The sequence below is a fragment of the Bordetella genomosp. 8 genome (assembly GCF_002119685.1).
GTDB lineage: Bacteria > Pseudomonadota > Gammaproteobacteria > Burkholderiales > Burkholderiaceae_B > Bordetella_C.
This window is the reverse complement of record NZ_CP021108.1, coordinates 3,761,724-3,775,336: the sequence shown is the minus strand read 5'-3', so window position 1 is coordinate 3,775,336 and position 13,613 is coordinate 3,761,724. Positions and strand designations below refer to the sequence as shown.

Here is a 13,613-nt window from a genome sequence, read left to right as displayed (position 1 = left end):
GGGTTTACCCTGAGACAGTCTAGCATGACCGACACTGGATTCGTCGAATTTCCGGATAGTCCTTTTCAGCTCTATCAGCCGTATCCGCCGGCTGGCGACCAGCCTGGCGCCATAGGAGCCCTGGTGGATGGCGTGCGGGACGGCCTGATGTACCAGACTCTGCTGGGCGTCACCGGCTCCGGCAAGACCTACACGATGGCCAACGTCATCGCCCGCCTGGGGCGGCCGGCGCTTGTGCTCGCGCCGAACAAGACACTGGCGGCGCAGTTGTATGCCGAAATGCGCGAGTTCTTTCCCAAGAACGCGGTCGAGTATTTTGTTTCGTACTACGACTACTATCAGCCTGAGGCCTACGTGCCGACGCGCGATCTGTTTATCGAAAAGGACTCGTCCATCAACGAGCATATCGAGCAGATGCGGCTGTCGGCCACGAAAAGCCTGCTGGAGCGCCGCGATACGGTCATCGTCGGCACCGTGTCGTGTATTTACGGTATCGGCAATCCTGGCGATTACCACGCCATGGTACTCATCCTGCGCGCGGGCGATCGCATATCGCGGCGCGAGATCCTGGCGCGCCTGGTGGCGATGCAGTACACGCGCAACGATGCGGACTTCACGCGCGGGGTGTTTCGGGTGCGCGGCGAAACCATCGACATCTTCCCGGCGGAAAGCCCTGAACTCGCCTTGCGCGCGACGCTGTTCGACGATGAAGTCGAAACGCTGGAATTGTTCGATCCATTGACGGGCAAGGTGCGGCAAAAGGTGCCGCGCTTTACGGTCTATCCCGGATCGCACTACGTTACGCCGCGCGATACCGTGCTGCGGGCGATCGAAACCATCAAGGAAGAGCTGCGCGAGCGGCTCCAGTTTTTCACCTCGCAGAGCAAGCTGGTGGAAGCCCAGCGGCTGGAACAGCGCACGCGGTTCGATCTGGAAATGCTGCAGGAGCTGGGGTTCTGCAAGGGCATCGAAAACTATTCCCGTCATTTGTCCGGCGCCGCCCCGGGCGAGCCGCCGCCCACATTGATCGATTACCTGCCCGCCGATGCGCTCATGTTCATCGACGAAAGCCACGTGACGATCGGCCAGCTGGGCGGGATGTACCGTGGCGACCGCGCGCGCAAGGAAACCCTGGTGCAATATGGGTTCCGCCTGCCTTCCGCCCTGGATAACCGGCCGCTGCAGCTGCAGGAATTCGAAGCCCGCATGCGCCAGTGCGTATTCGTATCCGCGACGCCGTCGAATTATGAACAGGAGCACGCCGACAACGTGGTCGAGCAGGTCGTCCGGCCCACCGGATTGGTCGACCCCATCGTGGAGGTACGCCCCGCGCGTACCCAGGTGGACGATCTCCTGGGCGAAATCAAGCTGCGCGTGGCCCAGTCCGAGCGCGTCCTGGTGACCACGCTCACCAAGCGCATGGCCGAAGACCTGACGGACTTCCTGGCCGAGCACGGAGTGCGGGTGCGGTATCTGCATTCGGATATCGATACGGTGGAACGGGTGGAAATCATCCGCGACCTGCGCCTGGGCACCTTCGACGTCCTGGTCGGCATCAACCTGCTGCGGGAAGGCCTGGATATACCGGAAGTGTCCCTGGTCGCCATCCTGGACGCCGACAAGGAAGGCTTCCTGCGGTCCGAGCGCAGCCTGATCCAGACCATAGGCCGGGCGGCGCGCAATATCAACGGCAGGGCCATTCTCTACGCCGACCGGGTCACGGATTCCATGCATCGCGCCATCGGCGAAACGGAGCGCCGGCGCAAGAAGCAGGAGGAATTCAACCTGGCCCACGGCATTACCGCCCGAGGCGTGCAGAAGGCCGTCCGCGAACTGATCGACGGCGTGGTGGCTCCGATCCAGCACCCCACGATCGAGGATGCGTTGCCGGCGGAGCTGTTGACGGACGAAAAGGCGCTGGCGCGCGAAATCCGGCGCTTGGAAAAGTCGATGATGGACCATGCGCGCAACCTGGAATTCGAACAGGCCGCGGCGGCGCGAGATGCCCTGAACGCGCTCAAGGAACGGGTGTTGCTGGATGGCGCGCGTTAAGCCTGGCGCTCGGCGCCAGGTGTCGTACCACAGTCACGCCGTGGCAATAAGTCTGACATCTTTGCGTGTTGCGGCGCCGCGTCGGCGGGCATTGAATTGGGGCCGAATACTGGCTTAGGTAATATCAATCGGTTTATTAGATTTCCGCTATAAGACCCTAATTCGAATGGATTTTTTCGCTGCCCAGACGGCTGCGAAGCCTATGGGTTTCCCAGAAAAAAAGCTTGCCTAATTGCGGGTTTTCCCGCAGACTGTTAAGCATGATGACCAAGGTACTTTTCGTTTGCATGGGCAACATCTGTCGCTCGCCGAGCGCAGAAGGCGTGTTCCGCCGGCTGGTGAATGATGCCGGTCTGGGCGATGTCGTGCGGATCGATTCCGCCGGTACACATGCCTTTCACATTGGTGAAGCGCCCGACGCCCGGGCCCAAGCCGCCGCCCGAAAGCGCGGCTACGAGATCACGCATTGCGAGGCGCGTCAGGTCACGCCCGACGATTTCCGTGAATTCGATCTCATCCTCGCGATGGACTGGGAAAACCTGTCCGCGCTGCAGCAGCAGTGCCCCAAGGCATATCAGCACAAGCTGATGTTGCTCATGCGGTTCGCCAACGAATTCGAAGAAGCCACGGTGCCGGATCCGTACTATGGCGGCCCCGAAGGGTTTGGCAAAGTGCTGGATTATCTGGAAGACGCCTGTCAGGGCGTCCTGGAATTGGTGCGCAAGCGCGCTACCCAATACCAGGCTGCATAGCCTCCGGGCGGCGCTGTTAATTCGGCCGCTCCTGCCCGTCTACGGGCGGCTCGGGTTCTTCGGGTCACTCTGTCGACCCGTCCAGCTGAACCGCACGCGAACGCCGCGTGCGGTTTTGCATTGGGTTTTGCGTTTCTTCGCCACCGCATCGTTTCCTCCTGGGGGCTGCTCATCCCTACCGGCGGCAGGGTTTCATAGCAAATTAGTCGGGAATAGGCTATACTTGAGGCAATTACTCAGGTATTGCGCCCCCGGCCGTGCCGGGCCTCTGGCTATACAGGAAACCTTGATATGCGGCTGACTACCAAAGGACGTTTCGCCGTGACCGCCATGATCGATCTTGCGATGCGTCAGCATAGCGGGCCGGTCACGCTGGCGGCCATCAGCCAGCGCCAAAACATTTCCCTTTCCTACCTCGAACAGCTGTTCGGCAAGCTGCGCCGCCACGAACTCGTGGATAGCGTGCGCGGACCGGGCGGCGGTTACTCGCTGGCGCGCCTGGCGCGCAACGTCACGGTGGCCGACATCATTTTCGCTGTCGACGAACCCCTGGACGCCACCAGCTGTGGCGGCAAGCAGGACTGTAGCAGCGGCAAGGACGGCAAGTCCGGCAAGTGCATGACGCACGAGCTCTGGGCCACGCTGAATCGCAAAATGGTGGATTACCTGGATTCGGTGTCGCTGCAGGATCTGGTGGATCAGCAGCGCGTGCGCCAATTGCAGGAAGCCAACAATCAGGCGCAGAACGGCACGGTGCGCGTCAACCGCATGACGAACGGCGCCGGCGTGGCCACCGCATGTTCCGGCAACGCCGCGGCGCAGCCCGGCGCGTCCGCCACCGTATAAGAAAACCAGGAGCTGTACGACATGACTACCCGTCCCATTTACCTCGACTATTCCGCCACGACGCCGGTCGACCCGCGTGTAGTGGACAAAATGGTGCCGTGGCTGTACGAGAACTTCGGCAACCCCGCGTCGCGCAGCCATTCGATCGGCTGGGAAGCGGAGGACGCGGTGGAACGCGCCCGCGAAGAAGTGGCCAAGCTGGTGAACGCCGACCCCCGCGAAATCATCTGGACGTCGGGCGCCACGGAATCCGATAACCTGGCTATCAAGGGCGCGGCGAACTTCTACAAGGAACGCGGCAAGCACATCATCACGGTCAAGACCGAGCACAAGGCCGTGCTGGACACGACGCGCGAATTGGAACGCCTGGGGTTCGAAGTCACGTATCTGGACGTGATGGACAATGGCCTGATCGACCTGGACGTGTTCAAGGCCGCGCTGCGGCCGGATACCGTGCTGGTATCCGTGATGATGGTGAACAACGAAATCGGCGTCATCCAGGATATCGAAACGCTGGGTGAAATCTGCCGCGAGCGGAACATCATTTTCCATGTCGATGCCGCGCAGGCGACCGGCAAGGTGGAAATCGACCTGCAAAAACTGAAGGTCGATCTCATGTCGTTCTCGGCGCACAAGACCTACGGTCCCAAGGGCATCGGCGCGCTGTACGTGCGTCGCAAGCCGCGTGTGCGCATCGAAGCGCAGATGCACGGCGGCGGCCACGAGCGTGGATTCCGCTCGGGCACGCTGCCTACCCACCAGATCGTCGGCATGGGCGAAGCCTTCCGCCTGGCGCGGGAAGAAATGGGTACCGAAAACGAGCGCATCCGCATGCTGCGCGATCGCCTGTGGTCTGGCCTGTCGGAAATCGAAGAGGTCTACCTGAACGGCGACATGGATCGCCGCGTGCCGCACAACCTGAACGTCAGCTTCAACTATGTCGAAGGCGAGTCCTTGATCATGGCGGTCAAGGAACTGGCGGTCTCCAGTGGATCGGCCTGTACCTCCGCCAGCCTGGAGCCGTCGTACGTGCTGCGCGCGCTTGGTCGCAACGACGAATTGGCCCATAGCTCGATCCGCTTTACGATCGGCCGTTTCACCACCGAGCAGGAAATCGACTTCACCGTCGACCTGTTGAAGAAGCGGGTTGGCAAGCTGCGCGATATGTCGCCGCTTTGGGAGATGGCCAAGGATGGCGTCGACCTGAACAGCGTGCAGTGGGCCGCGCACTGATATCGAAGATAGTCCGGTGCCGGCCTTCCGGCACGAACCAGTACGAGTTGCCTTCGCCTGGCGAAGGGGAGAAACATCATGGCATATAGCGAAAAGGTTCTGGATCACTACGAAAACCCGCGCAACGTCGGTTCTTTCGAGAAAGGCGACGAGTCCGTGGGTACCGGGATGGTGGGTGCGCCCGCCTGTGGCGACGTGATGAAGCTGCAGATCAAGGTCAACGCCAGCGGCGTGATCGAAGATGCGCGCTTCAAGACGTACGGCTGCGGTTCGGCGATCGCGTCGAGCTCGCTGGTGACCGAATGGGTCAAGGGCAAGACGCTGGACGAAGCGATGAACATCCGCAATACCCAGATCGCCGAAGAACTGGCGCTGCCGCCCGTCAAGATCCACTGTTCCATCCTGGCGGAAGACGCCATCAAGGCGGCCGTCAAGGACTACAAAGAGAAGCACACGCGGAGCTGATATGGCTGTCACTCTGACCCCCCAAGCGGCAAACCACATCAGCCGTTATCTGCAGCGCCGCGGCAAAGGGTTGGGCCTGCGCCTGGGCGTCAGGACAACCGGCTGTTCGGGCATGGCCTACAAGCTGGAGTATGTGGATGAGCCCGACGCCGCCGACCAGGTGTTCGAAAGCCATGGCGTGAAGGTGTTTGTCGATCCCAAGAGCCTGTCGTATATCGACGGCACTGAACTCGACTACGCGCGTGAAGGGCTGAACGAAGGGTTCAAGTTCCACAACCCCAACGAAAAGGCGACCTGCGGCTGCGGCGAGTCTTTCACGGTTTGAATTCCGCGACCGTGGACGACCATTTCTCGCTGTTCGGCCTGCCGTCGCGTTTCGACATCGATACCACGCAACTGGAACAGGCCTGGCGCGAGGTTGCCGCGCGCGTGCATCCGGATCGCTATGCGACCGCATCGCCTGCGGAACGCCGTGTCGCCATGCAATGGGCGGCGCGGGCCAACGAGGCTTACCGGCAATTGCGCGATCCCTTGCTGCGGGCCCGTTATCTTTGCGAACGGGCCGGTGTCGACCTGCAGACGGAAAGCAATACGTCGATGGACGCGGCGTTCCTGATGCAGCAGATGGCCTGGCGCGAAATGCTGGATGACGTTCGCGAGCAGGGTGGCGCGGGGGCGGCGGCCGCCGCGCTCGATAGCGAGCTGCGTGAAGCGGAGGCCGCCTTGCACCAGCAGGTCGGCCGGCTGCTGGACCAGCAGGGCGATGCCGCCGCGGCCGCGCTCAAGGTGCGCGAATGGATGTTCGTGCGCAAGATCAGCCAGGAACTGGCGCAGGCTGCCGGCTAGGTGTGGCCGGCCAGGTGCGACCGGCCAGGTGCGGCCGGCTAGGTGCGACCGGCCAAGTCACAGGGCCTGGACTCGTACTACACGTTCCCGGGCTTTCTCCGCCTACAATCGCCGCCGTCGGCCGGGGTCGCGCCGCAACTCATAAATCGATAGAACCCAACCATGGCTTTATTGCAGATTTCAGAACCGGGTGAATCGCCCGCGCCGCATCAGCGCAAGCTGGCGGTGGGGATAGACCTGGGCACGACCAATTCGCTGGTGGCGACGGTGCGCAGCAGCGTGCCCGAGGTTCTGCTCGATGAGTCCGGGCGTGCGCTGCTGCCATCGGCGGTGCGTTATTTCAGCGATCGCCAGCCGATCGTGGGGCACGATGCGCTGGGTGCGCAGGCGGAAGATCCCAGCAATACCATCGTGTCGGTGAAGCGCTTCATGGGCCGTACCACGGAGGAAGCGCGCGCCTCGGGCAGCGCCTATGACTTCGTGGACGCGCCCGGCGTGGGCACGCCAGGCACAGAAACGTCCGGCGCGGGAGCGTCCGGCACCGTCCGGCTGCGCACCGCGCATGGCGACCTCACGCCCGTGGAAGTGTCTTCCCATATCCTGGCGCGACTGCGCAGCCGCGCCGAAGCGGCGCTCGGCGATGAACTGGTGGGCGCGGTCATCACCGTGCCCGCGTATTTCGACGATGCCCAACGGCAGGCGACGCGCGATGCCGCCAGGCTGGCCGGGCTGAACGTGCTGCGCCTGCTGAACGAGCCGACCGCCGCCGCCATCGCCTACGGACTGGAAAATGCCGCCGAAGGAGTCTATGCCGTCTACGACCTGGGTGGCGGTACCTTCGACGTATCCATTCTTCGCCTGACCAAGGGTGTGTTCGAAGTCGTTGCCACAGGGGGCGATACCGCACTGGGCGGCGATGACTTCGACGCCCTGATCGCGCAGCGGGTCACCGAGGCGGTGGCGGGGTCGGCTGGCTGGTCCCGCCATGATCGCCGCGCGCTGCTGGTGGCCGCGCGCGCGGCGCGCGAGCGCTTGTCCGATGCCGATGAAACGCTGGTCAGCTTCCAGCTGCAGGACGGCACCGCCGTGGATGTGCCGCTCACCCGCGGGCAGTTCGAAACCATGGCCGCGCCCCTGATCGAGCGCACGCTGGATTGCGCGCGCCGCGCCTTGCGGGACGCCAACCTGCAGCCGGCGGACGTGCGGGGCGTGGTGATGGTGGGCGGCGCCACCCGCACGCCGGTCGTGCGCCGCGCGGTCGGCGAGCTGTTCGGCCAGCCGCCGCTGACCGATCTGGATCCTGACCAGGTCGTGGCCCTGGGCGCTGCCTTGCAAGCCAACCTGCTGGCGGGCAACCGCATGGCGGGAGAAGACTGGCTGCTGCTGGACGTCATTCCGCTGTCGCTGGGCCTGGAAACCATGGGTGGGCTGGTGGAGCGCATCATTCCCCGCAACAGCACGATACCGGTGGCGCGGGCCCAGGAGTTCACGACGTTCAAGGACGGTCAGGGCGCCATGAGCATCCACGTGGTGCAGGGCGAGCGGGAACTGGTATCCGCATGCCGTTCGCTGGCGCGGTTCGAATTGCGCGGGATTCCTCCCATGGTGGCGGGCGCCGCGCGCATCCGCGTGACCTTCCAGGTCGATGCGGACGGGCTGCTGGGCGTCACCGCCCGCGAGCAGACCACGGGGGTCGAAGCCTCCGTGACGGTGAAGCCGTCGTACGGGCTGTCCGACGACGACATTACCCGCATGCTGGCCGACAGCATCGACCAGGCCGACGCGGATGCGCGCGCGCGCATGCTGCGCGAGCAGCAGGTCGAAGCACGCCAACTGGTGGAATCGGTGCGCGCGGCCCTGGCCGTCGACGGCGACTTGCTGGACGATGGCGAACGCGCACACGTGGACGAAGCCCTGGCGCGCGCCGACTCGGTGCGCGACGGGGATGACCTGGAGCAGGTGCGCGCCGCCGTCAGCGCGCTGTCCGAAGCGACAGACGCCTTCGCCGCCCGCCGCATGGATCGCAGTATCCGCAAGGCCTTGTCGGGCCGCAAACTGGATGAACTGAGCTGATGGTCCGCGACCCGCGGCCTTCGGGCGGCGGGGCGGACCCAGCAAGACACCTTTCCTATCCCATCATGCCGAAACTGACCGTATTGCCGCATCCCGATGTCTGTCCCGAAGGAAAAGTCATCGAGGACGCGCCCAGTGGGGTTTCGATCTGTCGGGTCCTGCTGGATCATGACGTCGAAATCGAGCACGCCTGCGAGCTGTCCTGCGCATGCACGACCTGCCACGTCGTCGTCCGCCAGGGCTATCAATCGCTGGAAGAGGCGAGCGACTCGGAAGAGGACCTGCTCGACAAGGCCTGGGGCCTGACGTCGACCTCGCGCCTGTCCTGCCAGGCCAGGATCGCGGACCAGGATCTGACCGTGGAAATCCCACGCTACACGATCAATCACGCCAAGGAGAACCACTGATGAAGTGGACCGATGTGTTCGATATCGCCGCGGCGCTGGCCGACGCGCATCCTGACGTCGACCCCAATCAGGTACGGTTCACGGCGCTGCGCGACATGGTAATGGCGCTGCCGGGATTCAACGACGATCCGGGACGTTGCGGCGAGAAGATCCTGGAAGCCATCCAGCAGGCCTGGATCGAAGAGCAGGACTGACGGAACGGCGTCACGTCGATCGCGGGGCAGCGGCGGTATGATCCGTAGCTGCCCCGTTTACATTGTGCGTTCGTTCGCCTCCACCCGCCCATGACCGCTCCCATCCTGCACTTCGGCCTGGCCGCGAACCGGCTGCATCACGAGACTCCCGATGCCGTGCTGTTCGATTGGCTGAGGGCCTGTTCGGCCAGCATCCGGGAGATGGGCGTGCATCTCTACACCGTGGGCCGCACCCACGACGCAATCACGCGCGAAGGGATGCTGCAGGGCTATGCGGGATTGATACGTTATCCCTACGGCCGCGAAGGCGGCCTGATGAAGCTGGTGGCGCGCGTGACGGAAGGGCGCGATGGCACGGTGCCTTTCGACGGCGCCATCTACTTCATCGATCCGGTGGATCCATCATCCGTGTTTCCGGAAGCGCAGGCGCTTAAACGCCAGTGCGTGACGCACGGCAAACCTTTCATTTCCACCCTGGCCGGGGCGCGCGAATGGATGGAAGTGGAGCGCCTGCACGCGGGCCTGGCCCCAGATCCGGCGGCGGCGGAGCTGTTCGATTTTTCGGCGCAGACGCTGGCGCTGGTCGCCCATGACGCGTTGAAGGACGAAATGGTGGCCTTCGCGGACCAGCACTTCGACCTGCTGTCACGCTTCAGGCGGCGGGTCGCCACCGGCACGACCGGGGGACGCCTGAACGATCTGGCGTGGTCGCGGGGCTGGCCCCGGGACAAACCCTGGACGCATCGCTACCTGAGCGGCCCGCTGGGGGGCGACGCCCAGATCGCCGAGCTGGTCCTGGAGCGGCAATGCCAACGGGTCATCTTTTTTGAAGACCCGCACGTGGCGCGGCAGCACGAGGCCGATATCCAACTGCTGGAACGCGCGGTGCGGGTGGTTTCGCGGGTGGCGTCCTGCGCCACGTCGCCAGCGGTGGCGCGCCGCTGGGCGCAGGCGGTGCTGGTGCGCGACGCCGCAGCCGGCGCCGCGTAGCGGCGAGGCCCGGCGCCATCGTGGCTGGTCCTCGCGCCTGATCGTCGCGCTTAATCCTCGCGCTTAATCCTCGCGCTTAATCCTCGCGGCGCAGGTGCGGGAACAGGATGACGTCGCGAATGCTGGGACTGTCGGTCAGCAGCATGACCAGGCGGTCGATGCCGATGCCGCAGCCGCCGGTGGGCGGCATGCCGTATTCCAGGGCGCGAATGTAGTCCGCGTCGTAGTACATGGCTTCTTCATCGCCGGCATCCTTGGCTTCCACCTGGGCGCGGAAGCGCTCCGCCTGGTCTTCCGGATCGTTCAGCTCCGAAAAGCCGTTGGCGATCTCGCGCCCGGTGATGAACAGCTCGAAGCGTTCGGTGATGCCCGGACGCGTATCCGAGGCGCGCGCCAGCGGCGAAACTTCCACCGGGTAGTCGATGATGTAGGTCGGATTCCACAGCAAGGACTCGGCGGTTTCCTCGAACAGCGCCAACTGCATTGCGCCCAGGCCGGCGCGCGCCAGCGGCGGCGCGTCGACGTCGACCTTCAGTTTCCTGAGTTCGGCGCGTACGAAGTCCGCGTCGTCCAACTGGGCCTGGGTGTACCCCGGCGCGTACTTCAGGATGGCTTCGCAGATCGTCAGCCGGTCGAAGGGCCGGGACAGGTCCAGTTCGCGATCCTGGTAGGTCAGCACGGCGCTGCCGGTGGCGGCAATCGCCGCCTGGCGGATCAGTTGTTCCGTGAAGTCCATCAACCACCGGTAATCGGTGTAGGCCGCGTAGAACTCCATCATGGTGAACTCGGGGTTGTGGCGCGGGCTGACCCCTTCGTTGCGGAAGTTGCGGTTGACCTCGAACACGCGGTCGAAGCCGCCGACGATCAGGCGCTTCAGGTAGAGCTCGGGCGCGATGCGCAGGAACATTTCCATGTCCAGCGCGTTGTGATGCGTGACGAAGGGCTTGGCCGACGCCCCGCCCGGAATGGGATGCAGCATGGGCGTTTCGACTTCGTGGAAGCCGGCATTCAGCATGTACTGGCGTATCGCGCCTATCGTCTTGCTACGCGCCTCGAAGGTGCGTCGCGTGGCGTCGGTCATGATCAGATCGACGTAGCGCTGGCGATAGCGCAGCTCCTGGTCGGCCACGCCGTGGAACTTGTCGGGCAGGGGGCGCAGCGACTTGGAAAGCAGGCGGGCCTGCGACGCGTGGATGGAAAGTTCGCCCTTGTTCGTCTTGAAGACCGAGCCTTCGACCGCGATGACGTCGCCGATATCCCACTGCTTGAAGGCCGCGTAGCTGTCGTCGCCCAGTACGCCGCGGTCCAGGTAGATCTGGATGCGGCCGCTGGCGTCCTGCACCGTGGCGAAGCTGGCCTTGCCCATGACGCGCTTGAGCATCATGCGGCCAGCGACCTTGACCACCTTGCCCATCGCGGCCAGGGCTTCCTGGTCGGTGTCGTCGTAGGCCGCGTGCAGGTCAGCGGCGCGGGCGTCGGGCGTGAAGTCGTTCGGAAAGGCGGGGCCGCTTTCGCGCAGTTTGGCCAGTTTGGCTCGCCGTTCGGCGATCAGGCGGTTTTCATCGCGGCCAGCCAGGTCCTGCGCGGTGGGAGCGGTCGAAGAGTCGGTCATGGTACGGATCAGTTGTAATTGCGGATGTCGTCGATTTCGGTGTTGCCGAAATCGTCGCGTTCCAGATAGGCGGCAATGCGCGCGGCGACGTCGGCCGGGGCGGCTAGCTTGCCGCTGGCGTGCAGGTCCTGGAAGCGCGGCAGGGCAGGGAAGGCGCCTGGGTTGCTGCCGCGGATGACGCCCTGCATGTCGGTATCGACCACGCCCGGCGCCAGCGAGACGAAGCGGGCGCCATGGGCGTCGTGTTCCTGCTTGGCGACGCGCGTGTACATGTCCAGTGCGGCCTTGGTGGCGCAGTAGACGCCCCAGCCGGCGGTCGGATTGCGGCCGGCGCCGGAGGAAATGTTCAGCACGCGGCGGTCGGCTTGCAGGTCGCGCGTCGCTGCCAGGAAGCGCGAGGTCAGCAGCATGACCGCCACGACGTTCAGGTTCAGGGCCTGGTTGATGGCTGCCGCGTCGTCCAGGGTATCCACCGAGGCGACGGGGTTCACGGTACCGGCGTTGTTGATCAGCGCATAGCGCTTGGCGTCGCGCGGCAAGCCAGCGGCCACGCGTGCCGCGACCGCGGTCGCGGCAGCCGTATCCGCGAGGTCGACGGCGATCTGTTCCAATTCCACGCCCTGGGCCGAGGCATGGGCCGCCAGTTCGGGATCCTGGCGCCGCGCCAGGGTGATCAGGCGCGTGCCCGGCTGGGCCAGCTGACGCGCCAGTGCGGCGCCGATGCCGCGGGAAGCGCCGGTCAGAACGACTACGGATTGGGTCATGGAATGGCCTTTATGCGCGAACGTCGATGTTGGGGGGCTTGCTGATCGTCAAACGGTAAATCGGAAGAAACGTCGGAAGAAACGTCAGACGCCCTGTTTCAGGCTGGCCTGGATGAAAGGATCCAGGTCGCCGTCCAGGACTTTCTGCGTATTGGAGATTTCCACGTTGGTGCGCAGATCCTTGATGCGGCTCTGGTCCAGCACGTAGGAGCGGATCTGGTGGCCCCAGCCGACGTCCGTCTTGGAGTCTTCCAGCTTCTGCTGTTCGGCCATCCGGTTGCGCATTTCCAGTTCGTACAGGCGCGACTTCAGCATCTGCATGGCTTCCGCGCGGTTGCGGTGCTGCGACCGGTCATTCTGGCATTGCACCACGATGCCGGTGGGCATGTGCGTGATGCGGACCGCGGAGTCGGTCTTGTTGATGTGCTGGCCGCCGGCGCCGCTGGCGCGGTAGGTGTCCACGCGCAGGTCGGCCGGATTGATCTCGATTTCGAAGGAATCGTCGATCTCCGGATAGACGAAAACGCTGGCGAAGGAGGTATGGCGTCCGCCGGAGGAGTCGAAGGGGCTTTTGCGCACGAGGCGATGCACGCCGGTCTCGGTGCGCAGGTAGCCGAAGGCGTATTCGCCTTCCACCTTGATGGTGGCCGACTTGATGCCGGCGACTTCGCCTTCCGATTCTTCCAGGACTTCGGCCTTGAAGCCTTTGCGTTCGCAGTACTTCAGGTACTGGCGCAGCAGCATCGACGCCCAATCCTGGGCTTCGGTGCCGCCGGCGCCGGCCTGGATGTCCAGGAAGCAGTTCAGCGGATCCGCCGGATTGGCGAACATGCGGCGGAATTCCAGGCCTTCGAGTTTTTCCTGGAAGGCGTCGGCGTCCGTTTCGATGGACAGCAGCGTGGCGTCGTCTTCGTCGGAGGCGGCCAGTTCGAACAGTTCGGCGGCGTCCGCCAGCCCGCTGCCCAGCGCGGACAGCGTCTGGACGACATCTTCCAGGCTTTTCTTTTCACGGCCCAGATCCTGGGCGTGCTTGGGATCGTTCCAGACGTCGGGGTTTTCGAGTTCGGCGTTTACGACTTGCAGGCGTTCGGACTTGGCATCGTAGTCAAAGATACCTCCGTAGCGCCTTTTCGCGCTCCGCGTAGTCGGCGAGGCGGGCGGCGATCTGGTTCTGGCGTTCGGCTTCCATGATGGGTCCTGGCTGCGACTCTGGACACAGAGTCTGGCTGAATTTCGAAAACCGAACATTTTAGCCTGCCTTGGGGGCCGGGCGCAGCGGTTTTATTCAGGTTTTAGTCAGCAAGGCCGACTAGCCTGCGGGGGTTTACAAGCCGGCCACGCCCGGCGCGACGCGACGCGCGCGCCCGGGCGATCAGCGA

14 protein-coding genes are annotated in these 13,613 nt (G+C 64.2%); 11 read left to right on the top strand and 3 right to left on the bottom strand.

Annotation, left to right across the window (positions count from 1 at the left end):
• Nucleotides 1–24: 24 nt before the first annotated feature.
• The 11 genes from uvrB to CAL12_RS17140 all read left to right on the top strand — a co-directional run bounded on the left by uvrB (nt 25) and on the right by CAL12_RS17140 (nt 9,858).
• On the top strand, nt 25–2,052 hold the full coding sequence (gene uvrB / locus CAL12_RS17190; protein ID WP_086065749.1) for an excinuclease ABC subunit UvrB: 2,028 nt from the start codon (nt 25–27) through the stop codon (nt 2,050–2,052).
• A 260-nt stretch (nt 2,053–2,312) separates the two neighbouring features.
• Nucleotides 2,313–2,804, top strand: coding sequence for a low molecular weight protein-tyrosine-phosphatase (locus CAL12_RS17185; RefSeq protein WP_066351875.1), 492 nt, complete (start codon nt 2,313–2,315; stop codon nt 2,802–2,804).
• Nucleotides 2,805–3,095: 291 nt separating this feature from the next.
• On the top strand, nt 3,096–3,650 hold the full coding sequence (gene iscR, locus CAL12_RS17180) for a Fe-S cluster assembly transcriptional regulator IscR (RefSeq protein ID WP_086065748.1): 555 nt from the start codon (nt 3,096–3,098) through the stop codon (nt 3,648–3,650).
• Nucleotides 3,651–3,671: 21 nt separating this feature from the next.
• Nucleotides 3,672–4,883, top strand: coding sequence for an IscS subfamily cysteine desulfurase (locus tag CAL12_RS17175; protein WP_086065747.1), 1,212 nt, complete (start codon nt 3,672–3,674; stop codon nt 4,881–4,883).
• A gap of 78 nt (nt 4,884–4,961) precedes the next feature.
• Complete coding sequence (gene iscU / locus CAL12_RS17170) at nt 4,962–5,348, top strand: Fe-S cluster assembly scaffold IscU (protein WP_086065746.1); 387 nt, start codon at nt 4,962–4,964, stop codon at nt 5,346–5,348.
• Nucleotide 5,349: 1 nt separating this feature from the next.
• Nucleotides 5,350–5,673, top strand: coding sequence for an iron-sulfur cluster assembly protein IscA (iscA, locus tag CAL12_RS17165; protein ID WP_086065745.1), 324 nt, complete (start codon nt 5,350–5,352; stop codon nt 5,671–5,673).
• Nucleotides 5,670–6,194, top strand: coding sequence for a Fe-S protein assembly co-chaperone HscB (gene hscB / locus CAL12_RS17160; RefSeq protein WP_232464554.1), 525 nt, complete (start codon nt 5,670–5,672; stop codon nt 6,192–6,194). Before iscA ends, hscB begins: the two co-directional genes overlap by 4 nt.
• A 162-nt stretch (nt 6,195–6,356) precedes the next feature.
• The gene (gene hscA, locus CAL12_RS17155; RefSeq protein ID WP_086065744.1) at nt 6,357–8,267 is read left to right on the top strand and encodes a Fe-S protein assembly chaperone HscA; all 1,911 of its coding nucleotides are present in this window, start codon (nt 6,357–6,359) and stop codon (nt 8,265–8,267) included.
• 65 nt (nt 8,268–8,332) lie between these two features.
• The gene (gene fdx / locus CAL12_RS17150) at nt 8,333–8,674 is read left to right on the top strand and encodes an ISC system 2Fe-2S type ferredoxin (RefSeq protein WP_086067951.1); all 342 of its coding nucleotides are present in this window, start codon (nt 8,333–8,335) and stop codon (nt 8,672–8,674) included.
• A complete protein-coding gene (gene iscX, locus CAL12_RS17145) occupies nt 8,674–8,868 on the top strand; it encodes a Fe-S cluster assembly protein IscX (RefSeq protein WP_086065743.1) in 195 nt (64 codons plus the stop codon). Before fdx ends, iscX begins: the two co-directional genes overlap by 1 nt.
• 90 nt (nt 8,869–8,958) lie before the next feature.
• A complete protein-coding gene (locus CAL12_RS17140) occupies nt 8,959–9,858 on the top strand; it encodes a methylglyoxal synthase (RefSeq protein WP_086065742.1) in 900 nt (299 codons plus the stop codon).
• Nucleotides 9,859–9,934: 76 nt separating this feature from the next.
• Here CAL12_RS17140 and lysS read toward each other — a convergent pair whose 3' ends face one another.
• The 3 genes from lysS to prfB all read right to left on the bottom strand — a co-directional run bounded on the left by lysS (nt 9,935) and on the right by prfB (nt 13,423).
• Complete coding sequence (lysS, locus tag CAL12_RS17135; protein ID WP_086065741.1) at nt 9,935–11,470, bottom strand: lysine--tRNA ligase; 1,536 nt, start codon at nt 11,468–11,470, stop codon at nt 9,935–9,937.
• An 8-nt stretch (nt 11,471–11,478) separates the two neighbouring features.
• Nucleotides 11,479–12,234, bottom strand: coding sequence for an SDR family oxidoreductase (locus CAL12_RS17130; RefSeq protein WP_086065740.1), 756 nt, complete (start codon nt 12,232–12,234; stop codon nt 11,479–11,481).
• A gap of 84 nt (nt 12,235–12,318) precedes the next feature.
• Nucleotides 12,319–13,423, bottom strand: a protein-coding gene (prfB, locus tag CAL12_RS17125; RefSeq protein ID WP_157793021.1) for a peptide chain release factor 2 whose coding sequence is annotated in 2 segments (ribosomal slippage) — nt 12,319–13,341 and nt 13,343–13,423 — 1,104 coding nt in all. Because the reading frame shifts where the segments join, the coding sequence is not laid out codon by codon here.
• Nucleotides 13,424–13,613: the final 190 nt, after the last annotated feature.

Excerpts from the sequence above, each read along its gene's own strand:
- fdx (WP_086067951.1), top strand. The coding sequence starts at position 8,333 with ATGCCGAAACTGACCGTATTGCCGCATCCCGATGTCTGTCCCGAAGGA.
- iscA (WP_086065745.1), top strand. The coding sequence starts at position 5,350 with ATGGCTGTCACTCTGACCCCCCAAGCGGCAAACCACATCAGCCGTTAT.
- lysS (WP_086065741.1), bottom strand. The coding sequence starts at position 11,470 with ATGACCGACTCTTCGACCGCTCCCACCGCGCAGGACCTGGCTGGCCGC.
- CAL12_RS17140 (WP_086065742.1), top strand. The coding sequence starts at position 8,959 with ATGACCGCTCCCATCCTGCACTTCGGCCTGGCCGCGAACCGGCTGCAT.
- CAL12_RS17175 (WP_086065747.1), top strand. The coding sequence starts at position 3,672 with ATGACTACCCGTCCCATTTACCTCGACTATTCCGCCACGACGCCGGTC.
- uvrB (WP_086065749.1), top strand. The coding sequence starts at position 25 with ATGACCGACACTGGATTCGTCGAATTTCCGGATAGTCCTTTTCAGCTC.
- CAL12_RS17130 (WP_086065740.1), bottom strand. The coding sequence starts at position 12,234 with ATGACCCAATCCGTAGTCGTTCTGACCGGCGCTTCCCGCGGCATCGGC.
- iscX (WP_086065743.1), top strand. The coding sequence starts at position 8,674 with ATGAAGTGGACCGATGTGTTCGATATCGCCGCGGCGCTGGCCGACGCG.
- CAL12_RS17185 (WP_066351875.1), top strand. The coding sequence starts at position 2,313 with ATGATGACCAAGGTACTTTTCGTTTGCATGGGCAACATCTGTCGCTCG.
- hscA (WP_086065744.1), top strand. The coding sequence starts at position 6,357 with ATGGCTTTATTGCAGATTTCAGAACCGGGTGAATCGCCCGCGCCGCAT.
- iscR (WP_086065748.1), top strand. The coding sequence starts at position 3,096 with ATGCGGCTGACTACCAAAGGACGTTTCGCCGTGACCGCCATGATCGAT.
- iscU (WP_086065746.1), top strand. The coding sequence starts at position 4,962 with ATGGCATATAGCGAAAAGGTTCTGGATCACTACGAAAACCCGCGCAAC.